This is a genomic window from Agrobacterium tumefaciens str. B6 (genome assembly GCF_001541315.1).
Classification (GTDB): Bacteria; Pseudomonadota; Alphaproteobacteria; order Rhizobiales; family Rhizobiaceae; genus Agrobacterium; species Agrobacterium radiobacter.
On the sequence record NZ_LMVK01000045.1, the window covers coordinates 135,351 to 158,891 of the forward strand.

General features: G+C 59.3%; 20 protein-coding genes. 6 read left to right on the forward strand and 14 right to left on the reverse strand.

Annotation, left to right across the window (positions count from 1 at the left end; all coding sequences use genetic code 11):
* Positions 1-5: 5 nt before the first annotated feature.
* The 3 genes from ASB65_RS21710 to tesB all read right to left on the reverse strand — a co-directional run bounded on the left by ASB65_RS21710 (position 6) and on the right by tesB (position 2,829).
* Positions 6-1,352, reverse strand: a complete 1,347-nt coding sequence (locus tag ASB65_RS21710) for an ammonium transporter (RefSeq protein ID WP_020810586.1) — start codon at positions 1,350-1,352, stop codon at positions 6-8.
* A 29-nt stretch (positions 1,353-1,381) separates the two neighbouring features.
* Positions 1,382-1,732, reverse strand: coding sequence for a P-II family nitrogen regulator (locus tag ASB65_RS21715; RefSeq protein ID WP_004444057.1), 351 nt, complete (start codon positions 1,730-1,732; stop codon positions 1,382-1,384).
* 212 nt (positions 1,733-1,944) lie between these two features.
* Positions 1,945-2,829, reverse strand: a complete 885-nt coding sequence (gene tesB / locus ASB65_RS21720; RefSeq protein WP_060725339.1) for an acyl-CoA thioesterase II — start codon at positions 2,827-2,829, stop codon at positions 1,945-1,947.
* Between tesB and ASB65_RS21725 the strand changes: the two genes are divergently transcribed.
* Positions 2,805-4,130 carry a ubiquinone biosynthesis hydroxylase gene (locus tag ASB65_RS21725; RefSeq protein WP_371412724.1) on the forward strand — a complete coding sequence of 442 codons (1,326 nt, stop codon included), beginning with the start codon at positions 2,805-2,807 and terminating at the stop codon, positions 4,128-4,130. The genes tesB and ASB65_RS21725 overlap by 25 nt on opposite strands.
* A 112-nt stretch (positions 4,131-4,242) precedes the next feature.
* On the opposite strand, the gene ASB65_RS21730 is transcribed toward ASB65_RS21725, so the two are convergent.
* On the reverse strand, positions 4,243-4,563 hold the full coding sequence (locus tag ASB65_RS21730; RefSeq protein ID WP_233282979.1) for a hypothetical protein: 321 nt from the start codon (positions 4,561-4,563) through the stop codon (positions 4,243-4,245).
* A gap of 25 nt (positions 4,564-4,588) precedes the next feature.
* Here ASB65_RS21730 and ASB65_RS21735 point away from each other — a divergent pair, with 25 nt between their 5' ends.
* From ASB65_RS21735 to fdxA, 3 genes are all read left to right on the forward strand, one after another.
* Positions 4,589-7,669, forward strand: a complete 3,081-nt coding sequence (locus ASB65_RS21735) for a helicase-related protein (RefSeq protein WP_060725342.1) — start codon at positions 4,589-4,591, stop codon at positions 7,667-7,669.
* A 4-nt stretch (positions 7,670-7,673) separates the two neighbouring features.
* The gene (locus ASB65_RS21740) at positions 7,674-8,090 is read left to right on the forward strand and encodes an RNA-binding S4 domain-containing protein (protein WP_060725343.1); all 417 of its coding nucleotides are present in this window, start codon (positions 7,674-7,676) and stop codon (positions 8,088-8,090) included.
* A gap of 158 nt (positions 8,091-8,248) precedes the next feature.
* Positions 8,249-8,587 carry a ferredoxin FdxA gene (gene fdxA, locus ASB65_RS21745; RefSeq protein WP_003505193.1) on the forward strand — a complete coding sequence of 113 codons (339 nt, stop codon included), beginning with the start codon at positions 8,249-8,251 and terminating at the stop codon, positions 8,585-8,587.
* Between the two features lie 71 nt (positions 8,588-8,658).
* Here fdxA and holA read toward each other — a convergent pair whose 3' ends face one another.
* The 3 genes from holA to leuS are packed head-to-tail and all read right to left on the reverse strand — an operon-like array spanning position 8,659 to position 12,876.
* On the reverse strand, positions 8,659-9,696 hold the full coding sequence (holA, locus tag ASB65_RS21750) for a DNA polymerase III subunit delta (protein ID WP_060725344.1): 1,038 nt from the start codon (positions 9,694-9,696) through the stop codon (positions 8,659-8,661).
* An 11-nt stretch (positions 9,697-9,707) separates the two neighbouring features.
* Positions 9,708-10,253 (reverse strand): LPS assembly lipoprotein LptE, encoded by a 546-nt coding sequence (gene lptE, locus ASB65_RS21755; protein ID WP_003505190.1) that lies wholly within the window; start codon positions 10,251-10,253, stop codon positions 9,708-9,710.
* The gene (leuS, locus tag ASB65_RS21760) at positions 10,246-12,876 is read right to left on the reverse strand and encodes a leucine--tRNA ligase (RefSeq protein ID WP_060725345.1); all 2,631 of its coding nucleotides are present in this window, start codon (positions 12,874-12,876) and stop codon (positions 10,246-10,248) included. The genes lptE and leuS overlap by 8 nt, the downstream gene beginning before the upstream one ends.
* A gap of 193 nt (positions 12,877-13,069) precedes the next feature.
* Here leuS and ASB65_RS21765 point away from each other — a divergent pair, with 193 nt between their 5' ends.
* A complete protein-coding gene (locus tag ASB65_RS21765) occupies positions 13,070-13,729 on the forward strand; it encodes a YggS family pyridoxal phosphate-dependent enzyme (protein WP_060725346.1) in 660 nt (219 codons plus the stop codon).
* A gap of 57 nt (positions 13,730-13,786) precedes the next feature.
* On the opposite strand, the gene ASB65_RS21770 is transcribed toward ASB65_RS21765, so the two are convergent.
* Positions 13,787-14,488 carry a DUF1013 domain-containing protein gene (locus ASB65_RS21770; protein WP_003505184.1) on the reverse strand — a complete coding sequence of 234 codons (702 nt, stop codon included), beginning with the start codon at positions 14,486-14,488 and terminating at the stop codon, positions 13,787-13,789.
* A gap of 233 nt (positions 14,489-14,721) precedes the next feature.
* Here ASB65_RS21770 and acs point away from each other — a divergent pair, with 233 nt between their 5' ends.
* Positions 14,722-16,674: an acetate--CoA ligase gene (gene acs, locus ASB65_RS21775; RefSeq protein ID WP_004444026.1), complete on the forward strand. Its 1,953-nt coding sequence runs from the start codon at positions 14,722-14,724 to the stop codon at positions 16,672-16,674.
* A 107-nt stretch (positions 16,675-16,781) separates the two neighbouring features.
* Here acs and ASB65_RS21780 read toward each other — a convergent pair whose 3' ends face one another.
* From ASB65_RS21780 to ASB65_RS21805, 6 genes are all read right to left on the reverse strand, one after another.
* On the reverse strand, positions 16,782-17,789 hold the full coding sequence (locus tag ASB65_RS21780; protein WP_060725347.1) for a TRAP transporter substrate-binding protein: 1,008 nt from the start codon (positions 17,787-17,789) through the stop codon (positions 16,782-16,784).
* 36 nt (positions 17,790-17,825) lie between these two features.
* A complete protein-coding gene (locus ASB65_RS21785; protein ID WP_019566002.1) occupies positions 17,826-19,103 on the reverse strand; it encodes a TRAP transporter large permease in 1,278 nt (425 codons plus the stop codon).
* A gap of 4 nt (positions 19,104-19,107) precedes the next feature.
* A complete protein-coding gene (locus ASB65_RS21790) occupies positions 19,108-19,638 on the reverse strand; it encodes a TRAP transporter small permease (protein WP_003516529.1) in 531 nt (176 codons plus the stop codon).
* Between the two features lie 116 nt (positions 19,639-19,754).
* Positions 19,755-20,915 (reverse strand): fumarylacetoacetate hydrolase family protein, encoded by a 1,161-nt coding sequence (locus ASB65_RS21795; RefSeq protein ID WP_060725348.1) that lies wholly within the window; start codon positions 20,913-20,915, stop codon positions 19,755-19,757.
* Positions 20,916-21,121: 206 nt separating this feature from the next.
* Positions 21,122-21,838, reverse strand: coding sequence for a FadR/GntR family transcriptional regulator (locus tag ASB65_RS21800; RefSeq protein ID WP_003516533.1), 717 nt, complete (start codon positions 21,836-21,838; stop codon positions 21,122-21,124).
* 119 nt (positions 21,839-21,957) lie between these two features.
* The gene (locus ASB65_RS21805) at positions 21,958-23,403 is read right to left on the reverse strand and encodes an FAD-binding oxidoreductase (protein ID WP_060725349.1); all 1,446 of its coding nucleotides are present in this window, start codon (positions 23,401-23,403) and stop codon (positions 21,958-21,960) included.
* Positions 23,404-23,541 lie beyond the last annotated feature (138 nt).

Genomic DNA, 23,541 nt, shown 5'->3' on the forward strand with positions numbered 1-23,541 from the left:
TGATATCAGGAGTGGTAGGCGGCTTCGCCGTGGGTCGCGAGGTCGAGACCTTCGCGTTCGGCTTCGACCGGAACCCTAAGACCAACGATCACGTCGACGATCTTGTAGAGGATCGCCGAGACGATGGCGCACCAGACGATGGTGATGGCGACGGCGACGAACTGCGTCCAGACCTGCGAGGCGATGGAGAAATCGGCCTTGCCCGTGCCGCCAAGCAGCGGAGACGTGAAGATGCCGGTGCCGAGGGCGCCGATGATGCCGCCGATGCCGTGGACACCGAAGACGTCAGCTGTGTCGTCGTAGCCGAACTTGTTCTTCACAACCGAGACGAAGAAGTAGCAGATCGGCGAGACGATGAGGCCGAGAACGATAGCGCCCATGGGTCCGACGGAACCGGCCGCAGGCGTTACGGCGACGAGGCCGGCGATCATGCCCGAAGCTGCGCCCAGCATGGAAGCCTTGCCGCGGGTGAAGCTTTCAACCAGCGACCAGGAAACGATGGCTGCTGCAGTGGCGAGGAAGGTGTTCATGGTTGCAAGAACCGCACCGCCAGATGCTTCGAGGTTGGAGCCGGCGTTGAAGCCGAACCAGCCGAACCACAGCATGGCTGCGCCAACCAGCGTCAGCGTCATGGAGTGCGGGGCCATCATGTCCTTGCCGAAGCCGGTACGCTTGCCAACCATGATCGCGCCGATCAGGCCCGCTACACCGGCATTGATGTGAACGACCGTGCCGCCGGCGAAGTCGAGAGCGCCCATGCCGAAGATCAGGCCGTTCGCATCCCAGACCATGTGAGCGATCGGGAAGTAAACGAAGGTGGCCCACAGGATGGTGAAGAGAATGACGGCGGAGAACTTCACGCGTTCTGCGAAGGCACCGATGATCAGCGCCGGGGTGATGGCCGCAAAGGTCATCTGGAAGGCGATGAAGGTGTATTCGTAGATCACGACGCCCTGGGAGAAGGTTGCCGAGGTGCTGTCAAGCGAAACGCCCGACAGGAACAGCTTGCCGAAACCGCCGAAATAGGGGCCGGTGCCGCCGCCAAAGGCAAAAGAATAGCCGTAGATGACCCAGATGAGCATCATGACCGCGGTGATGACGGTGCACTGCATGAGAACGGAGAGCATGTTCTTCGTGCGGACGAGGCCGCCGTAAAACAGCGCCAGACCCGGAAGGATCATGAACAGCACGAGGATCGTCGCGACATACATGAATGCGGTGTCGGCTTTTTCAGGAACGGGCGCTGCGGCTGCTGCCGGCGCGGCATCCTGGGCAAAGGCGATGGCCGGCGCCATCAGGGCCGCCGCTGCGGCGCCCAGCTTGCCGAGCGTGGAAAATTTGTTGAGTTGCATAGTTAGAAAACTCCCCTGTCAGCCGTGCTTCAAAGCGCTTCTGTGTTGGTTTCGCCGGTACGGATGCGCACGGCCTGTTCGATAGAGTAGACGAAGATCTTGCCGTCACCGATCTGCCCGGTCTTTGCCGCAGACGCGATCGCCTCGACGGCCTTGTCGACGACGTCGGATGGAACTGCGATCTCGATCTTCAGCTTGGGAAGGAAGCTCACCGCATATTCCGTGCCGCGATAAATCTCGGTATGCCCCTTCTGGCGTCCGTAACCCTTTACCTCGGTCACGGTCAGGCCCTGGATGCCGACGCCGGTGAGCGCTTCGCGCACTTCATCCAGCTTGAACGGCTTGATAATGGCCATCACAATTTTCATCTGGTTTCCCATCCTTTGTTTTGTCCTCGGCACGGAGCCGACTCTCCTGCCGCTGGCAGATCAGTAACAGCGACTGAGGACATACATTCAAAGGGCGTGCCAGTTTTGAGTGTGTATCTAACGTATTGAAATATAAAACTTATATGAAAGGCGTCTGAAAAAGGGGCATTTGTCGCCAAAATTTGCGTCTATTAAATGTGCGATTTTCAGAAAAAGCACATTATTTAATCATTTGCCCTTTTGCGGATCAAACCCTCCTGCGCCACGGAAGCGACCAGTTCACCCTGTCTGGTGAAAATATTGCCACGGGTCAAACCACGAGCGCCGGAAGCACTGGGGCTATCCTGTGTGTAAAGCAGCCAGTCGTCCAGAGGGCAGGAGCGGTGGAACCACATGGCGTGATCGAGGCTCGCCACCTGAATGGAGGGATCGAAGATCGTTGTTCCATGGGCGTAGAGCGAGGTGTCGAGCAGGGTCATATCTGAGAGATAAGCGAGAATGGCCGACTGCAGACGCGGATCATCCGGCACGTCGCCGACGGCGCGGACCCAGATATCCTGCTGCGGTTCCAGCTTTTCTTTTGAGATATAGTGGGTCAGCGAAACCGGCCTTATCTCGATCGGCCGCTTGTTGCTCCAGTATTTGCGAATTGAAGCGGGCGCCTTGGCGAGGAAGGCCGCCTGCATCTGCTCTTCGCTCATCAGCTTTTCGGGCGGCGTCACATCAGGCATCTTGATCTGATGGTCGAAACCATCCTCGAAAATCTGAAACGAAGCCGACATGGAAAAAATCGCTTTGCCATGCTGAATGGCGACGACACGGCGGGTGCAGAAACTCGCGCCGTCGCGGATGCGCTCTACCTGGTATACGATGGGCACCAGCGGATCGCCCGGGCGCATGAAATAGGCATGCAGCGAGTGCACGAGACGGTCGTCATCCACCGTTCTTTGGGCGGCAATCAGGGCCTGCGCGATGACCTGACCGCCGAAAACCCGCTGCCAGCCGATTTGCGGGCTTTCGCCCCGGAACAGGTTCTCCTCCAGCTTCTCGAGATCGAGCGTGGCGATGAGATTGGCCATCGGGTCTGACGTTTGCGAGGGATGCGACATTTTTTCGGCCTGCTCCGGCTGTAGGAAGACGTCACATGGTCTATAGTGCGCCGATGATGCGTGCACAAGATTTGAGGAGAAGCGTGATGCTGGACGTAGTGGTGGCAGGCGGCGGATATGTCGGTCTTTCCGTTGCTGTTGCAATCAAGCAGGCGGCCCGGCATCTGAATGTGCAGGTGGTCGAGGCCGCTCCCGAGGATGTCTGGGTAAAGGACGTCCGTGCGTCCGCCATCATCGCGGCGGCCACCCGGATGCTCGATGTTTTCGGCATCTGGAGCGAGATTGAGCCGGAAGCCCAGCCGATCCACAAGATGATCGTCACCGATTCGAAGACCGCCGATCCGGTGCGTCCCGTGTTCCTGACGTTCGACGGTGCCGTAGAAGAGGGCAGGCCGTTTGCCCATATGGTTCCGAACGTCGCTCTGGTGGGGGCGTTGCGGGGCCTGTGCGAACGCCTTGGCATAGAAATCCGCCACGGTCTCAGTGTTTCCGATTTCGCCGCGGGGCCGCAGTCGACGGCCATCAGCCTTTCCGACGGGTCAATGCTCGAATCGCGATTGCTGATTGCCTGTGACGGGGTTCGCTCGGCACTCAGGGACATGGCTGGCATCAAGACCGTGCACTGGGCTTATGATCAGTCCGGTATCGTGACGACCGTTGAGCATGAGCGGCCGCATGAGGGCTGTGCCGAGGAGCATTTCCTGCCATCGGGCCCCTTTGCTATCCTGCCCTTGAAGGGAAACCGGTCTTCGCTCGTCTGGACCGAACGCACGGCCGATGCCGACAGGCTGGTGGCTTCCGATGATCTGGTGTTTGAAGAAGAGCTGGAGCGCCGGTTCGGTCACAAGCTTGGTCCTCTGCGTCCCGTCGGTCCCCGCCGCGCCTTCCCGCTGGGGCTGACGCTGGCGCGCTCCTTCGTCGCGCCACGGTTTGCGCTTGCGGGTGACGCGGCGCACGGCATTCACCCGATTTCCGGGCAGGGCCTCAATCTTGGCTTCAAGGATGTGGCGGCGCTCGCGGAAACGGTGGTCGAGGCCGACCGTCTGGGCCTCGATATCGGCTCTCTCAATGTTCTGGAGCGTTACCAGTCCTGGCGGCGTTTCGATACGTTGCGGATGGGCGTGACGACCGATGTGCTGAACCGGCTTTTCTCCAATGATATTGGTCCTATCCGTGTCATGCGTGATTTCGGTCTCGGCGTAGTGGATCGTTTGCCGGGTCTGAAATCCTATTTCATCGGTCAGGCCGCCGGCACGACGGATGCGAATGCGCCGCGTCTGCTTGCCGGCGAGGCGCTTTGATCCAGCCCTTCGCATATGCGTCGGATCGGCTTTTCCGGGATTGCCGCTTGACAGCCTATCCCGGTATTTTCTGCCCCGACGCCCTTCCGTAAAGATGAATCCGGCCAAGGACTTATCCGGATTCATAATCTGGTATGGTCTGCGCGCTCGCCAACCAGATATTGCGGAGAACAAAAGCTGAATCATGCGGAGTCAGCGATTCGTATTCGATTCGTTCGCAGACTGTTCCGTAGCCGAATCGATTCGATTTTCGCCGGATTCTTTTTGTTTCTTCAACTTGCTGAATCTGCACGGAAAATTCCGTGGATCGGTCGCCTTGCGCCACTTTGCGGGCAAGGCCTATTGCCTTTGTCAGCGGGCATTGCCATGTGTGGTGCGTGCGGCCCGCATCAGCAATGGTGAGCGGCACGGCAAGCAGATGAAGTCGATTCACGGATAGTACGTTGAATTTTCGCCCCATGATCCTGAGCGGCCGCGGTGTCACGGCCGTTCTCGGCCCCACCAATACCGGCAAGACCCATTACGCGATCGAGCGGATGGTCGCGCATGGCAGCGGTGTCATCGGCCTACCGCTGCGTCTTCTGGCGCGGGAGGTCTATACCCGCCTCGTTGAAAAGGTTGGGGCGCCGAATGTGGCGCTGATTACCGGCGAAGAAAAAATAGCGCCTCCCAAAGCCAAATATTCCGTCTGCACGGTTGAAGCCATGCCGCGCGAGACGAGTGCCGCCTTCGTCGCGATCGATGAGGTGCAGCTGGCGGGCGATCTCGAGCGCGGGCATATCTTCACCGACCGGGTGCTGCATCTGCGCGGGCGGGAGGAAACGCTGCTGCTCGGCGCGGGCACGATGCGCCCGATCCTCGAAAAGCTGCTGCCGGGAATTACCGTGGTGGAACGTCCGCGCCTGTCGCAGCTTTTTTATGCGGGTCAGAAGAAGATAACCCGTCTGCCACAGCGCACGGCGATCGTCGCTTTTTCCGCCGATGAGGTCTATGCCATTGCCGAACTGGTGCGCCGCCAGCGCGGTGGCGCAGCCGTGGTGCTGGGTGCGCTTTCGCCACGCACGCGCAATGCGCAGGTGGGTCTCTACCAGTCCGGCGATGTCGAATATCTCGTCGCGACGGACGCCATCGGCATGGGTCTCAACCTCGATGTCGATCATGTCGCCTTCGCACAGGACCGCAAATTCGACGGTTATCAGTTCCGCAATCTCAATCCCGGCGAGATCGGCCAGATTGCCGGCCGCGCCGGTCGCCACCTTCGCGACGGCACATTCGGTGTGACGGGGCGTGTCGATCCGTTCGATGACGAATTGGTGGAGCGGATCCAAACCCATCAGTTCGACGCGGTGAAGGTGCTGCAATGGCGGACGAAAAATTTCGATTTTTCCTCCATCGCCAATCTGCGCCTGAGCCTCGACGCCGCACCGGCGATCCAGGGACTTTCGCGCGCGCTGCCGGCAATTGACCAGCAGGCGCTGGAATATCTGTCGCGTTATCCTGAGATCATTGATGTGACGACCACCGATTCGCGGGTGGAAAAGCTCTGGGAGGCCTGCGCGCTGCCCGATTATCGCCGCATCGCCCCCGCACAGCATGCCGACCTGATCTCCACGCTCTATTTCGACCTCGTCAAACGGGGGGCGGTGAACGAGGATTTCATGGCCGAGCAGGTGCGCCGCGCCGACCGGACGGATGGAGAGATCGATACCTTGTCTGCAAGGATTGCGCAGATCAGAACATGGACTTATGTATCGAACCGCCCAGGATGGCTTGCCGATCCGACACACTGGCAAGAAAAGACTCGGGAAATCGAGGATCGATTGTCCGATGCGCTACATGAAAGGTTGACGAAACGCTTTGTTGATCGCAGGACATCTGTGCTCATGAGGCGCCTGAGAGAGAATGCGATGCTTGAAGCTGAAATCAGTGTAAATGGTGATGTCTTTGTAGAAGGACATCACGTCGGCCAGTTGGCCGGGTTCCGGTTCACGCCGGTGCCGGGAATGGAAGGGCCGGATCAGAAGGCCGTGCAGGCTGCGGCGCAGAAGGCGCTCGCGCTCGAATACGAGGCGCGTGCTGCGCGTCTGCACGCCAGTGGAAACGGCGATCTCGCTTTGAGCTCCGATGGTCTGGTTCGCTGGTTGGGCGAGCCGGTAGCCCGCCTTTCGGCCGGCGACAACATCATGAAGCCGCGGGTGATCCTGCTTGCCGACGAGCAGTTGAGCGGCAATGCCCGTGATCACGCGCTGGCGCGCGTCGAGCGTTTCGTCAATCATCAGATTGCGACCGTGCTGAAGCCGCTGGACGATATTTCCCGCGCCGAAGACCTTCAGGGTCTGGCGAAGGGGCTGGCGTTCCAGCTGGTCGAAAATCTTGGCGTGCTGTTCCGCCGCGACGTTGCCGAAGACGTGAAGTCGCTGGATCAGGACGCGCGCGCCTCCATGCGCCGTTACGGCGTGCGTTTCGGCGCCTACCATGTTTTCCTGCCCGCGCTGCTCAAGCCCGCTCCGGCGGAGCTCGTCACGCTGCTCTGGGCTTTGAAGAATGATGGCCTCGGCAAGCCGGGTTACGGCGATCTCATTCCGGTGCTTGCCGCCGGCCGTACATCGGTCGTCACCGATGCCAGCTTCGAGCGCATGTTCTATAAGCTCGCCGGTTTCCGTTTCCTCGGAAAGCGCGCCGTGCGTATCGACATTCTCGAGCGTCTGGCTGATCTCATCCGTCCGCTCCTGCAGTGGAAGCCCGGCCAGCAGCCGCGTCCGGAAGGCGCCTATGACGGTCGCCGTTTCACGACCACGACGGCCATGCTTTCCATTCTCGGCGCGACGCTCGACGACATGGAAGAAATTCTGAAGGGCCTTGGTTACCGAGCCGACCAGGTGACGGCGGAAGAGGCGCAGGCCTTCCTCGCCAGCCACGCCGGTGCCTCTGCCCCGGTTGCTGCAGAAGCGGCGACGGCAGAAGAGGAAAACATCGAGACCGAGGAGCACGAGCCGGCTTCCGAAGAGCAGGTGTCCGAAACGGCGACTGTTGCGGAAGGCGAAGCTGCCGAGGCGCCGGTTGCGGAAGTTGCCAGCGAAGAGGCTGCTGCAGCCGAGGCTGCACCGGAAAGCGCCGAGGCCACCGAGCCCAAGCCTGTCCTTCTGTGGCGTCCGGGTGGTCGCAACGAAAATCAGCGTGGCGAAAGCCGCCGTCCCGGCAATCGCGGTCAAGGCCGTGGTGAGGGAGCCCGCGAACAGGGCGAGCGTCGCGGTGAAGGCCGTCGCGACAATCGTGACGGTGCAAACCGCGAAGCTGCAAATCGCAGTGGCGACGGCGAGCGCAAGCGTGATGGCGGACGTCCCGACCGTGGCAACAACCGCAACAATGATCGTCATGATCGCGGGGAGCGCAAGGACCGGCCGGAACGCAATGACCGTGGCGGAAAGCCGCAGGGGCAGCAGCGCTTCGAAGCCAAGCCGCCGCGCAAGGAGAAGCCGCTCGATCCGGATTCACCTTTCGCAAAGCTCGCTGCTCTCAAGGAGCAGCTGAAGAAGTAAGCCTATGGGAAGCAGCGAACAGCCACTGGAAGGCACGCGTCAGCGTCTGGACAAGTGGCTGTTCTTTGCCCGTATGGCCAAGTCCCGTTCGCTTGCCCAAGGCTACATTCAGTCGGGCCACGTCAAGGTCAACGGGGTTACCATCCGCCAACCCAGCCATGCGGTGAAGGCGGGTGACAGGCTCGATATCGGTTTCGAGCGCATGGACAAGGTGCTTGTCGTCAAGTCCGGCGGAACACGGCGTGGGCCCTATGAGGAAGCCAGACTTCTCTATGACGACCAGACACCGCCACGGGAACCTTCCGACAGGCTGACGCCTCTCGAGCAGGCGTTGCGCCAGCCGGGCAGCGGGCGTCCGACTAAAAAAGAGCGCAGGGCGCTCGACAGGTTTCTGTCTGATAGCGACGGAAGCAAAGATTAGAATAAACCTCCAAGTCGCACCCGTTTTTCAGAATTGTTTATCCTTGCTATCTGTAGTCAAAGGCATTACGTCACTTGCGAAATTGCCCTGTCTGAATTCCGGGCGACGGCTTGTGTTCCGAAGCCCAAAGACCCGGCCTGCATATTCTGGAGTTCATCATGACATATGTCGTGACCGACAATTGCATCCGCTGCAAATATACCGATTGCGTTGAGGTCTGCCCCGTCGACTGCTTTTACGAGGGTGAAAATTTCCTCGCGATCAATCCCGATGAATGCATCGATTGTGGTGTGTGCGAGCCGGAATGTCCCGCCGAGGCTATCAAGCCCGATACGGAGCCGGGTCTCGACAAGTGGCTGAAGCTCAATGCCGAATATGCGGCAATCTGGCCGAACATCACAATCAAGCGTGACCCGATGGCGGAAGCCAAGGAAATGGACGGCGTTGAAGGCAAGCTGGAGCTTTATTTCTCTGCCGAGCCCGGCAAGGGCGACTGACCTCGGATTTACGAAGGTCCTGTACAAATATTTGAAAAGCCCTCGTTGCACCCAGCACGAGGGCTTTTTGTTTATCCGCCGCGGCCGGATTGGAGCGTGGTGGAGAGCAATGTCAGAAGGGCCACGCTTTCCTCCAGACTTTGCCGCTGGCGGCTTTGCAGGATGGCGGCCTGCAGACGGTTCATCTCGCGGGCAATCGCCGCTGGCTGCCACGTTCGCAGCGCTCTTTCGATGACGGGTTTTCTGCGGAAGTGGATGTGGCGTCCAAGCGTCTGCATGACCTGGCCGGCCTGCAGTTTTTTCTCATCCATTTCGGCCCGCATCTGGTCGAGCAGCTGGAATTGCTTGAGGCATCCTTGGAGCACAAGGAAGATCGGCGTCTTCGAAGAGACGATCTTCTGTGTCGCATGGAAAAAGGCGTTTCTGTCGCCTTTCAGGATGGCGTCGACGGCATCGTCGGCGGAGACCGTGCTGGCATCGCCGATAATGGAGAGAACGTCGTCTTCTTCGATCACGTCCGCGCCACGGCAATAGAGCGCGAGCTTACGGATTTCATTGCGCGAAGCGATACGGTCGCCGCCGAGCGATTCTATCAGCCTCTGCCGCGCAGCAGGCGCGATGCGCAGATTGTCTGCGGATAGTTCCTGATCGATCAGTGCATTCAGCGAGCGGGCATCGTCGGCATAACAGGGGATCGCGGCGATGGAGCGCGCAGGCTCCGCGATCTTGCGCAGTCCGGTACCTTTTTTGACATCGCCCGCTTCGATGATCAGGAAGCTCGCTTCCGGCGGCGTTTCCGCCAGAATCTGGAGGGCATCCACCAGCGCCTTTTCGGCTGAGGCACCTTTGACCCAGACAAGTTTTTCACCGCCGAAAAGACCGATGGCGTTCACTTCGTCGAGCAGACGGCCCGGGTCGCCCTGCAGATCGGATGCGGTCAGCTTCAGCGATGCGAAAGCGTCGTCGGGATCGATACCGGTCTTTTTGGCGATGAGGGTCGCCCGTTCCGACACGAGGCCGCGATCCGGGCCGTAGAGCACGAAAATGCGAAAGCGCTCCGCCGGATTTTCGGCGAAGCGCTCGAATTCATGGGACTTTATCTCCGTCACGGCCGCCGCTCTCAGCGGCCGAGTGTGGCGGCGATATCGGTGCGGATGATTTCAGCCAGTTCCCGGGCGGCACGATTCTCGGCGTCGCGAGTTGCACGGATCTTGGCGAATTCCTGCTGCGGCAAGTCCACCTGCGCCGTCACGCTGCGGCGTGCAGAGCGCAGAATCTGACCGTCGGAAACGCGCGTCAGCACATATTGACCGCTCATCACGACACGGCCGGGATAGGGGCCGTCGTAATTGTTGTTCGCCCGGGTCGTTAGGTCATAGTTCTGCACTTCCGTTGACGTGGCGCTCGAGCTTACAAAAACTTTGACGTTATATTGCGCCGTGGCCGGTTGGCCCGCGCCGCCGGCCATCAGAAAGATCAGCTGATTGCGGACTTCCTGCCCGACCCTGCCACCGGTCTCGGAGACGCTGACGGCCGCCAGCCTCTCCTTGGTTCCGGAAGCCTCACCATAAAGCGGGCGCACCTGGCAGCCTGCCAGAAGACCAGCCATCGTCACGACGGAAATCGCTGCCGCGACGCGGCTCCATCTTGAAAAAACGTCAGACAACAATGTTCACAATCCTCTGCGGAACCACGATGACTTTTTTGGGCTCGCCACCGGCAAGAATCGATTTGACGGCATCCAGCGCAAGGGCGGCCGTTCGAACCGCATCTTGATCCGCATCGCGCGCGATTGTCAATTCGCCACGCTTCTTGCCATTGACCTGCACGGGCATGACCACGTCGTTTTCCTCGACCAGCGAAGCGACGAAGCTTGGCCATGGTGTCTGGGCCACGAGGCCCGTATTGCCCAGCGCCGACCAGCATTCTTCCGCCAGATGCGGTGTCATCGGGGCAATGATGCGGATGAGGATTTCGACGGCGTCGCGCGCCGCTGCCTTGACGTCGTCAGGCTTTCCGCCAGAAGCAACATCGGCGAGCGGACCGGCCAGCGCATTGACCAGTTCGTAGATGCGGGCGATGGCCTTGTTGAAGGCGAGCTTGTCCAGATCTTCCTGAACAGCCTTCAGCGTCTTGTGAGCCGCCTTGGAGGCTGCCAGCCCTTCGCCTTCGGTTGCCGGTTTCGGCTTCACGTCCTTCAACTGTTCGGCTGCTTCGCCAATGATCCGCCAGACGCGCTGAACGAATCGGTTTGCACCTTCCACACCGGCTTCAGACCAGATGACGTCGCGATCAGGTGGCGAATCGGAGAGAACGAAGAAGCGCGCGGTATCCGCCCCGTAGGATGCGATGATATCGTCAGGGTCGACCACGTTCTTCTTAGACTTCGACATCTTCTCGATGGAGCCGATCTTCACCTCTTCGCCGGAAGAGAGCAGGAAGGCGCGGCGCGCGCCGTCGTTTTCCTCGATCCGCAGTTCGGCAGGCGGCACCCATTCACGCGTTGTGCCTTCACCGCGGCTGTAAGTCTCGTGGACCACCATGCCCTGGGTGAACAAGCCCTTGAAGGGTTCCTTGACATCCACATGCCCTGTTTCGCGCATCGCACGGGTGAAGAAGCGCGAATAGAGCAGGTGCAGGATGGCATGCTCTATACCGCCGATATATTGATCCACCGGCAGCCAGTGATTGGCGACCTTCGGGTCGGTCGGTGCGTCTTCCCACGGCGCGGTGAAGCGCGTGTAATACCAGCTGGAATCGACGAATGTATCCATCGTATCCGTTTCGCGGCGTGCGTCATGGCCGCATTGCGGGCAGGAGACATGGCGCCATGTGGGATGCCGGTCCAGCGGGTTGCCGGGCACATCGAAAGTCACGTCGTCGGGCAGTTTGACCGGCAGATCCTTTTTCGGAACCGGCACCACGCCGCAGACTTCGCAATGGATGACCGGGATAGGGCAACCCCAGTAACGCTGGCGGGAAATGCCCCAGTCGCGCAGGCGGAAATTGACCTTGCGCTCGGCCTGCGGCGTGTTGCCCAGCATCTCAGCAGAGAGCTTCTGCACGACCGCCTCAAAAGCGTCCGTCGTATTCATGCCGTTCAGGAAGCCGGAATTGATCATCACGCCATCATCGGTGAAGGCGGTGTCTTCGATGGTGAAGCTTGCGGCATCCGGACCTTCCGGTGCGACGACGGCGACGACCGGCAGGCCGTATTTGCGGGCGAAATCCAGATCGCGCTGGTCGCCGGAGGGGCAGCCGAAGATCGCGCCGGTGCCATAGTCCATCAATACGAAGTTGGCGACATAGACCGGCAGTTCCCATGTCGGGTCCAGCGGGTGCACGACCTTGACGCCGGTATCGATACCCTTCTTTTCCGCCGTTTCCAGCGCTGCCAAGGAGGTGCCATGGCGGCGGCATTCGTCGCAGAACTCGGCAATCGCAGGATTCTGCGCAGACAGTTCCCGCGCCAGCGGATGGTCGGCGGCGATCGCCAGGAAGGATGCGCCGAACAGCGTGTCCGGGCGCGTCGTATAGACGGTGATGTCGGAGAAACCTTCCGGCGCCGTGTCAGTGACGGTTTGCCAGCGCAGCGACAGGCCTTCAGAGCGGCCGATCCAGTTTTTCTGCATCAGGCGCACTTTTTCCGGCCATTGATCCAGCGTATCCAGCTCGTCCAGCAGGTCCTGGCTGAAATCGGTGATGCGGAAGAACCATTGCGTCAGTTCGCGCTGTTCCACCAGCGCGCCGGAACGCCAGCCGCGGCCGTCGATCACCTGCTCATTGGCGAGAACAGTGTGGTCGACCGGGTCCCAGTTGACCTTGGACTGCTTGCGATAGACCAGACCCTTTTCCATGAAATCGACGAACAGCGCCTGCTGGCGATGGTAATATTCCACGTCACAGGTGGCGAATTCGCGGGTCCAGTCCAGCGACAGGCCCATGGATTTCAGCTGGCCGCGCATGGTGGCGATGTTCTGGTAGGTCCAGTCCTTCGGATGAACCTTGTTCTGCATGGCGGCATTTTCGGCAGGCATGCCGAAGGCGTCCCAGCCCATCGGATGCAGGACGTTGAAACCACGGGCACGCTTGTAGCGGGCGACGACGTCGCCCATGGCGTAGTTGCGGACATGGCCCATATGGATGCGTCCCGATGGATAAGGAAACATCTCTAGAACGTAATACTTCTCACGCGGATCGCTGTTGTCGGTGACGAAAACCTTGTCTTCGTTCCATTTCTGCTGCCAGCGCGGCTCGGCGTCGCGAGGATTGTAACGTTCGATGGCCATTGTTTAGAATTCCGGGTATCGAGGGGAAAAATTTGCGCTGACCTTCACCATGAAACGACCGGGGCGTCAAGTTTGGCGGGGCATTCGGGCGTTCAATCTTGACCAGCTTGCCTCAAATGGTGCTAAACCCGCTTGGCATCAAGGCAATCGGCGTCTAGTTAGCGTTGCGAATGGTTCAAATGAAGGTCTTGTGATGGAAATCGAAGCACGTCTTGAGGATGTCAGGCAGCGCATTGGTGATGTCGCGGAAAAATCCGGCCGCAAGCCTGCGGATGTTGCCCTCGTCGCGGTCTCGAAGACCTTCGATGCGGAGGCGACCCAGCCGGTCATCGATGCTGGCCAGCGTGTGTTCGGCGAAAACCGTGTGCAGGAAGCGCAGGGCAAGTGGCCGGCGCTGAAAGAGAAGACTGACGGCATAGAGTTGCGTCTGATCGGCCCGTTGCAATCCAACAAGGCGGCGGATGCCGTGGCGCTGTTTGATGTCGTCGAGAGCGTCGACCGCGAAAAGATCGCCCGCGCGCTTGCCGAGGAATGCGGCAAGCAGGGCCGCAGCCTTCGGTTTTATGTTCAGGTCAATACGGGGCTTGAGCCGCAAAAGGCGGGCATCGATCCGCGTGAGACCGTTGCTTTCGTGGCCTTTTGCCGGGATGAGCTGAAATTGCAGATCGAGGGATTGATGTGCATTCCGCCGGCCGATGAAAATCCCGGCCCGCATTTTGCGCTGCTGGCGAAGCTTGCCAGGGAGTGCGGCCTTGAGAAGCTTTCCATGGGCATGTCGGGCGATTTCGAAACCGCCGTCGAATTCGGCGCGACCAGTGTGCGTGTGGGTTCGGCCATCTTCGGTACGCGATAAGGCCATAAACAAAAAACCCGGCGCTGAGGCCGGGTTTCAAGCATTCGAAAACGTCGATCAGTACTGATCGTCTTCGTCTTCGTCCTTCTGCGTGGATTTCAGCGAGGAGAGCTTCTTGAAGACCGCATCGGCGTCGATCTGTTCGTCTTCTTCGCGCTGGAGGTTGTAATCCAGACCTTCCGTCACGGTTGCCGGCTGCAGCGTGTTGTCCAGCTCTTCGGCTGTCGGCAGCGGGCGGCCGCGCGAGGCGCGTTCGACTTCAAGGTCGAGGTCGATCTGGCTGCAGAGGCCGAGCGTTACCGGATCCATCGGCGTCAGGTTTGCCGAGTTCCAGTGGGTACGGTCGCGAATCTGCTCGATCGTCGATTTCGTGGTGCCGACGAGACGCGAAATCTGCGCATCCTTCAGTTCCGGGTGGTTGCGAACGAGCCAGAGAATGGCGTTCGGACGGTCCTGACGCTTGGAAACCGGCGTGTAGCGCGGGCCACGGCGCTTGGATTCCGGCACGCGGACCTTCGGCTCGGAAAGCTTCAGCTTATGGTTCGGATTGGCTTCGGCGCGGGCGATTTCGTCGCGGGAAAGCTGTCCGGTTGCGATCGGATCGAGGCCCTTGATGCCCTGCGCGGCTTCACCGTCGGCAATTGCCTTGACTTCAAGCGGATGCAGTTTGCAGAACGTGGCGATCTGATCGAACGACAGCGCGGTGTTGTCAACCAGCCATACAGCCGTAGCTTTTGGCATGAGCAATTGTTGAGCCATAGATACAGTCCTTCTGTCCGTCCGCGCCGGTGTCGCGGGCGTGGTATCAACCACTGATTTCCGGGATATTGGCGCTCTATAACCGGATTGCATCATAATTGCAATTCTTTGCGAAACAAATGACCTTTGTCTAATTGCCGTGCGCATTTGAACTGCTATGAATTCAACACATGCCTGAGGTGGGAGTCTCAAGGTCACGCATATCTAGCCATATCTGGTTCCAGGAGGAGTTCATGTCTGCCAAAATCTACCCGGTGCTCAAATCGGCGAAGGCCCGCACGCTCATCGACAATGAGCGTTACCAGAAATGGTATCAGGAGAGCGTCGAGGATCCGGAAAAGTTCTGGGACAAGCACGGCCGGCGGATCGACTGGTTCAAGCCCTATACCAAGGTCAAGAATACGTCCTTCAAGGGTAGGGTGCCGATCAAGTGGTTCGAGGACGGCCTCACCAACGTCTCCTACAACTGTATCGACCGTCACCTGAAGACGCATGGCGAGCGCACGGCGATCATCTGGGAAGGCGACAATCCCTATATCGACAAGAAGATCACCTACAACCAGCTCTATGATTATGTCTGCCGTCTTGCGAATGTGCTGAAGAAGCACGGCGTCAAGAAGGGTGACCGCGTCACCATCTATATGCCGATGATACCCGAAGCGGCTTATGCGATGCTCGCCTGCGCCCGCATCGGCGCCATCCATTCGGTCGTCTTTGGCGGCTTTTCGCCCGAAGCGCTGGCGGGCCGCATCGTTGACTGCCAGTCCACCTTCGTCATCACCTGCGATGAGGGCGTGCGCGGCGGCAAGCCTATCCCGCTCAAGGAAAATACCGACAAGGCGATCGATATCGCCGCCAAGCAATATGTCATCGTCAACAAGGTTCTGGTGGTGCGCCGCACCGGCGGCAAGACCGGCTGGGCGCCGGGCCGCGACATCTGGTACCATCAGGAAATCGCCACCGTGAAACCGGATTGCCCGCCCGTGAAGATGCGCGCGGAAGATCCGCTGTTCATCCTTTATACGTCGGGCTCCACCGGCAAGCCGAAGGGCGTGCTGCACACGACTGGCGGTTATCTCGTCTATACGTCGATGACGCACGAATATGTCTTCGACTACAAGGATGGAGAGGTCTACTGGTGTACCGCCGATGTCGGCTGGGTCACCGGCCATTCCTACATAGTCTATGGGCCGCTTGCGAACTGTGCAACGACGCTGATGTTCGAGGGCGTGCCCAACTTCCCGGATCAGGGTCGCTTCTGGGAAGTCATCGACAAGCACAAGGTCAATATCTTCTACACGGCGCCGACGGCGCTCAGATCGCTGATGGGGGCGGGCGACCAGTTCGTTCAGCGCTCGTCGCGCTCCAGCATCCGTCTTCTCGGCACGGTGGGTGAGCCGATCAACCCGGAAGCATGGGAGTGGTATTACCATGTGGTCGGCGAAGACAAGAGCCCGATCGTCGACACCTGGTGGCAGACGGAGACCGGCGGCATTCTCATCTCGCCGCTGCCGGGTGCGACCGATCTGAAACCTGGCTCGGCGACGAGGCCGTTCTTCGGCGTGCAGCCGCAACTTGTCGATGCCGAAGGCAATGTGCTGGAAGGGCCGGCTGACGGCAATCTCTGCATCATCGACAGCTGGCCGGGCCAATCGCGCTCCGTCTATGGCGATCATCAGCGCTTCATCGATACGTATTTCTCGACCTACAAGGGCAAATACTTCACCGGTGACGGCTGCCGTCGTGATGAGGACGGTTATTACTGGATCACCGGCCGCGTCGATGACGTGCTGAACGTTTCCGGTCATCGCCTTGGCACGGCCGAAGTGGAATCGGCGCTGGTGTCGCACCATCAGGTTTCGGAAGCGGCCGTGGTCGGTTATCCGCATCCCATCAAGGGACAGGGCATTTATTGTTATGTCACGTTGATGGCGGGCCAGAATGGCGACTATGCGCTGCGCGAGGAGCTGGTGAAACACGTGCGCAACGAGATCGGGCCGGTTGCGACACCTGACAAGATCCAGTTCGCGCCGGGCCTGCCCAAGACCCGTTCCGGCAAGATCATGCGGCGTATCCTGCGCAAGATCGCCGAGGACGACTTTGGTGCGCTGGGGGATACATCGACGCTCGCCGATCCGGCGGTGGTCGAAGACCTCATCGCCAACCGGCAGAACCGCACGGCGTGATCTTTTGAAGAGGCTGCTTCGGCAGCCTTTTTTCTGTTGGCCATTTTCACAAACAAAAACACCCGGAGGTGGAACCTCCGGGTGTTTTCAATTTTATCCAGACAGGATTACTGGCCGCGGATCTTCTTCAGGTCCGCCAGAACGGCGTCAACGACGTCGGCACCGATTTCAGCCTTGTGCTTTTCGTAGACGACCATCGACTTTTCGCGGATACGTGCCTGCTCTTCCGCAGACAGCGAGTTCACTTCAAGTCCTGCAGCCTTGATCTTTTCCAGCGACTTCTGGTTCAGTTCGCGGATGACCTTGCGCTCTTCGTCACGGCCGACGACTGCGCATTCGCGCAGGGCCGTCTGTTCTTCGGGCGTGTAGCTGTCGAAGATCGGCTTGGAGAAGAGGAAGAGGAACGGCGTGTAGGCGTGGTTCGTCTCGGTGATGTACTTCTGCACCTCGTAGAACTTGGAGGTGTCGATCGTCACATAGGGGTTTTCCTGTGCGTCGATCGCGTTGGTTTCAAGTGCCGAGAACACTTCACCGAAAGCCATCGGCGTTGCATTGGCGCCGAGGTTCTGGAAGGTGTCGAGGAAGATGTTGTTCTGCATCACTCGAACCTTCAGGCCGGAAAAGTCTTCCCACTTGTTCACGGCGTGCTTGGAGTTCGAGAGGTTGCGGAAACCGTTTTCCCAGTAGGCCAGGTTTACGAGGCCCTGGTCTTCCAGCTTCTTGTTCATCATGTCGCCGAAGGCGCCGTCCATCACGGCATCGGCTTCCTTGGCATTGGAAAACAGGAACGGCAGGTCGAAGACGCCGAGCGACGGGATCAGGCCGACGAGCGGTGACGAGGACGTAACAACCGCTTCCTGAACGCCGGAGCGAAGAGCCTGCGTCGCCTGAAGGTCACCGCCGAGAGCGCCGCCCCAGAATGCCGTCAGCTTCAGCTTGCCGCCCGACTTGTCGTCGAGGCAGGCCTGCATGGCCTTGATGCCGTTGCCGACCGGGTGGTCCTGGTTGATGCCGTTCGAAACGCGGATGTTGCGGCTGTTGAATTCAGCCATTGCCGGGGCTGCGGCGCCCACCGCGAAAGCGATGGCCGTGGTGGTCAGAAGAAGCTTTCTCATAATATCCTCCCTTGGATTTTGGTTGAGAAGTGGCGATTAACGAAGGTACTGCAGCGGAACCATCACGATGTCCGGGAAAACCACGAGCAACGCCAGAACGATGGTTTCTGCAACGAGGAAAGGCCAGACACCGATCGTGACCTTGCCGAGCGGGATGCGTCCGACGCCTGAGACGACGTTCAGCACGACACCGACCGGCGGGGTAATCAGGCCGATGGCATTGTTGATGATGAAGAGGACGCCGAAATAGACCGGGTCGATGCCTGCCTGCTTGACGATGGGCATCAGAACGGGCGTCAGGATCAGGATGGTCGGTGTAAGGTCGAGCGCGGTTCCCACGATGAAGACCAGCACCATCATGGCAACCATCAGAAGCATCGGACGATCGATCAGCGGTTCGATATAACCGGCGACCTCGTTTGGAATGTTCGCAGCCGTGATGAGCCATGCGGAGACGAGGGCTGCGCAGACAAGGAACATGATGATCGAGGTGCTCTTGGCGGCGCGCAGAAGAACGTGGAACAGATCCGCCGGCTTCAGTTCGCGGTAGATCACCATGCCGACGAAAAGAGCGTAGCCGGCAGCGACAACGGCGGCTTCCGTCGGCGTCATGATGCCTGCCTTGATGCCGCCCAGAATGATGACCGGCATGCCAAGCGCCCAGCCGGCGCGGACCGTGGCAACCAGACGTTCCTTGCCCGAGGTCTTGGGCAGCGGCTTGATGTTATCCTTTCGGACCACGATCAGCCAGGCAATGATCAGCGAAATGCCCATCAGAATGCCGGGTACGATACCGGCAAGGAAAAGCTGGGTGATCGAAACGTTGGCGGCGACGCCGAAGACGATGAAGGCCATGGAAGGCGGAATGACCGGGGCAATGATGCCGCCTGCAGCGATGAGGCCGCCGGAGCGCGGAATGTTGTAACCGGCTTTCGCCATCATCGGGATGAGGATTGCGGCAAGGGCTGCGGTGTCGGCAGCGGCCGAACCGGAGATGCTGGCCATAATGATGGCCGCGACAATCGCCACGATGCCGAGACCGCCCCTGATATGGCCCACAAGCGCAATCGCAAAGTCGATGATGCGGCGGGAAAGACCACCGGAGTTCATCAGTTCGCCAGCCAGAATGAAGAAGGGAATGGCGAGCAGCGTGAAGGTGTCCGCGCCCGAGATCATGTTCTGGGCGATGATCGCGGTGTTGAACATGCCCATGTACCACATGAGCACGACGCCACAGAACATCAGCGAGAAAGCGACGGGAACGCCAATCGCCATGGCTCCGAGAAGAGAGCCGACAAAAACGAAAAGTGTCATGGTATCAGCGCTCCGAAAGCTGTTCGATCGTGAGGTTCTCGCCGGCGAACTGGGCGATTTCATCCTCTGTCACGCGGCCCGTCACATAACGGTAGAGGCGTTCCAGAGCGATGATGAACATCAGGCCGCCGGTGAACATGCCGATGCCGTAGACCCAGATCATCGACAGCTTGGTGACTGGCGCATGCATGCTGGCGTTGATGGCAGACTGCTTCCATGTTCCCCAGAAGAAGATGGCGGAACAGCCCAGAATAATGATGTTCGACAAGACCATGCACACGACACGGGCGCGGCGCGACAGGAACATCACGAGAGTTTCGATGCCCATATGGCTGTTTTCACGGAAGGTCAGTACGGCGCCGATGAAGGTCAGCCATACGAAGAAGTATCGCGACAATTCTTCCGAGATATTTATGCCGGAATTCATCGTGTAACGCATGACAACGTTGACGAAGACCATGATCGACATGCCGGCGAGCAGCAGGACGAGAATGATTTCGAGAATCCGGTAAAAGAGATTGATGGTCTTTTGCATTTTCCCCTCCCGAAGAAATATCTGGAGCATTTTCGACGAAGGATCGCCCTCAATGCTCCACCTATGGGTTTTCGCAATTCTGGGCGCAAAACCGCGATGCAGTTTTGCTGGATTGCCTAGAGCAGCCCGCGTTTCGCCAGGTTGCGCATGAGGGCCGCGGTGCCGAATGTCCATTCCGGGCATTCGTCTGTCGTCGTGACCCAGTTGATCAGCTTGCCGAGCTTGGGCGTGGAGATTTCGACACGGTCGCCCTTGGAGTGGGTGAAGCCGAGACCCGGGCCATGGCGGTCCTTTACCGGCGCGAACATCGTACCAAGGAAAAAGACGGCGCCGTCAGGATACTGATGGTTGCGGTTCAAGAGCTGGGAAGCGAGGTTTTCCGGCGTGCGGCTGATCGCCTGCATTGCGCTTGCACCCGTCATGGTGAAGCCGTCCTCACCTTCGACCAGAAGCGATATCTGCGCCTTCTTCACGTCTTCGATGGTAAAGCGTCCATCAAACAGGCGGATGAAGGGACCGATTGCGCAGGATGCGTTGTTGTCTTTTGCCTTGCTGAGCAGGAGGGCGGAGCGGCCCTCGAAGTCACGCAGGTTGACGTCGTTGCCGAGCGTCGCGCCAACGATACGGCCGTCGGAGGCAATGGCCAGCACCACTTCCGGCTCCGGGTTGTTCCACTGCGACTTCGGGTGAACGCCGATCAGCGCGCCGCAGCCGACGGAGGCCATGGCCTGCGCCTTGGAGAATATCTCCGCATCCGGACCGATGCCAACTTCCAGATATTGCGACCACAGGCCCATTTCCTGCAGCAGTTTCTTCACTTCGGCTGCTTTTTCCGAACCGGCCTCAAGTCCCTTGAGATTGTCGCCGAGAACCGGCGCCAGCCGTCCGCGTATTTCCTGCGCGCGAAGTGGATCGCCCTTGGCCTGCTCCTCGATCACGCGTTCCAGCATGCTGTCGGCGAAGGTCACGCCTGCAGCCTTGACGGCCTGAATATCGTTGGGGGCGAGAAGTTCACCAGCGGAGCCATCCAGAAAGGCCTCGAGCGCGCCAAGCGCCACGAATGTGCCGGTGTCTGCAAGCAGCTCCACCAGATCCGTCTTTTCCAGAAGTTCAGACATGGTCGGCGAAAGAGAGGTGAGGTCGTATAGCACGCCGCCCTTTAGCAGAACGGGGCAGGGGCCGCCTTCGCTTTTCGACCATACGCGGCCGACGAGCAGGGCGTTTTCAAAGTCTTCAGGCAAAATAGCGGTATCGTCGATGGACCTTGAGCCGGTCATATATATCCTCCCCTTCAGCCCTCCGACAGCCGCCTCCTGCGGTCATATTGTCTGGATGTCTGACAACCTAATCTCATTCTTCTTAGTATGACTTTTACAGCGAGTCTAGCGGCACCGCAGACAAAATTATCGTCTTTCGCCTCTGGATTGCCGGAAAGCAGCGAAACCTGTCCTATAGCTTTGCCGTTTAAGCTTCTGTTTGTGGCTCAGAAGATATCCAGTTCCAGATTGACCCGGCTTGCTGCCCCGAGCAGATGTTTGCGCATCGCATCCTTGGCCGCAGTCGCATCGGCGCGTTCGACGGCTTCGAAGATTGCCACATGTTCGGCGATCGTCACCTCGAGGATTTCCCCGAAAATAGCACGGGAGAAGGCGATGTTGATAGCCGAGCTGATGCGTTCTGCGATAAAGCCGAGAAACATCAGGAAATATTCGTTCTGCGTCGCTTCCGCCAGAATACGGTGAAAGTCGAGATCGGCCGCAACGCCCTCCGTCGACCAGTCGTCGGTCGTTCGCATCTTTTCCAGTGCCGCCGCCAGCCGCGCCAGCTGCTGCGGGTTGCGGTGGAGTGCTGCCAGACCCGCCGCCTCGATTTCCATCGGCATGCGAAGCTGGAAGAGGTCGCGGAAATTTTCCGGATCGTTCAGACGGGACCGCTCGATGCGAATGGACAGTCTCTGCCGGGGATCGGTGACGAAAGCGCCCACGCCTTGCCGTGTTTCGACAAAACCTTCGTTGCGCAATTGCGCGATCGCTTCACGGATGACCGAGCGGCTGACGCCGAAGGTTTTCGCTAGAACATGTTCCGTCGGCAGCCTGTCGCCCGGCCCGAGTTTCGAATCATTGATTTCGCGGGCGATCTCCGCGGCGATCCGGCCGGGCAGATGATCGTTGCGATGTATCTGACTGAACTCCAGCGTCATGATTGCTCCCGTTCCACAGAAACGATTGGTCCGTTTTTTCCCGCGGCAGGCGACTTCCTCCTTCGCCGTCAGCGGGGTTTTCAGAGGCGACGTATTCCGCCGCCTTTGCTGTTTCTCGATTAGCTATCCGGTTGCAGGGTTATCTGGCAACCGGGATTCATCCGCAAATCGGGGTCAAAGGCATTTTTCAAACCCTTGATCATCCGGCGCTGCACATCAGATAGCCGGCTTTCGAAATCGGAGCGTTTCAGGCGGCCGATGCCGTGCTCGGCGCTGATGCTGCCGACGTAACGGTCAAGGACTTCGTTGACGAGGGTTTTCGATTTGTAGATGAAGGCTTCGCGCTCCTGCGGCGTTGCTCCGTTTGGCGGCAGCACGTTGAGATGGACGTTGCCGTCTCCGACATGGCCATAGGAAACCGCCAGGCATTCCGGCAGTTTTTCCGCCAGTTCAGCCTCTGCTTCGGCCACGAACGCCGCAAGTTTTGACAGCGGCACGGAAATATCGGTGCGCATATGGCTGCCGCGCAGCGCCTGACCCTCGTTCATGCCCTCGCGGAAAAGCCACAGCGATTGCGCCTGTGCTCGCGAGGAGGCGATGACGCCGTCCAGTACCAGACCGTCTTCCATGACGCCCTCGAGGAACCGTCCCATCAGGTCGGCAGTGTCTACTAGCCCCGAGCCGGAAATTTCCATCAGCACATAGGCCGGATAATCTCCGGCGATCGGCATTTTAAGGTCAGGGATTGCTTCGATTGCGAGCGTGAAGGCGACGGGCGGCATGAATTCGAAGGCGGACATCAGGTCGCAGCATTCGCGGCGGGCGCGGCGATAAAGCTTGATGGCGTCATCCAGCGAATTGAGGCCGAGCAGTGCCGTCTCGACATGTTCTGGATTGGGGTAGAGCTTTACGGACACGGCCGTGATGATGCCGAGTGTTCCTTCCGCGCCAATGAAAAGCTGCTTCAGGTCAATGCCACGATTGTCCTTACGCAGCGTCGACAGGCCATTCCAGATGGTGCCATCAGGCAATACCACTTCGAGACCGAGCACCAGTTCGCGGGTCATGCCGTAACGCAGAACGTTGATGCCGCCAGCATTGGTGGAGACGTTGCCGCCGATGCGGCAGCTGCCCTGCGCGCCGAGCGACAGCGGAAAGAACATTCCCTTGTCCTGAACCGCATCCTTGAATTCCGACAGAATGGAGCCGGCTTCAACGACAGCCGAAAAATCGTCGCTGTCTATGGTGCGGATGGCGTTCATGCGCTCGAGGCTCAGCACGATCTGACGCTTTGGCTCATCGGGAATGCCGCCGAGCACCAGCCCGGTATTGCCGCCCTGAGGGATGATGGCGAGACCGAGTTCGGCGCAGGCGCGAACCGTATCGGAGACTTCCTTGGTCGAACGGGGGCGGATGACGGCTACCGCCGAACTGGTGACGTCGCCATGCCAGTCGCGGCAATAGCGCAGCATGTCTTCCTGCGATGTCAGCAGCAACGCCTCGCCCAGCCTGTTCTTCAGCGAGAACCGCAATTCCTCGATATCGTGTTCGCTCACGATCGTCATTCCACCCTCTCTGTCCAATCCGCCCTAAAATATCCGGGCAAAGGTCTTTCGCCCTTGCTTTTGCCGGTTTGTGAAAAAATACTATTTTCAATCAAACCATATAAGGTTATCAGACAACCTTACAAGCTAATTTATCGG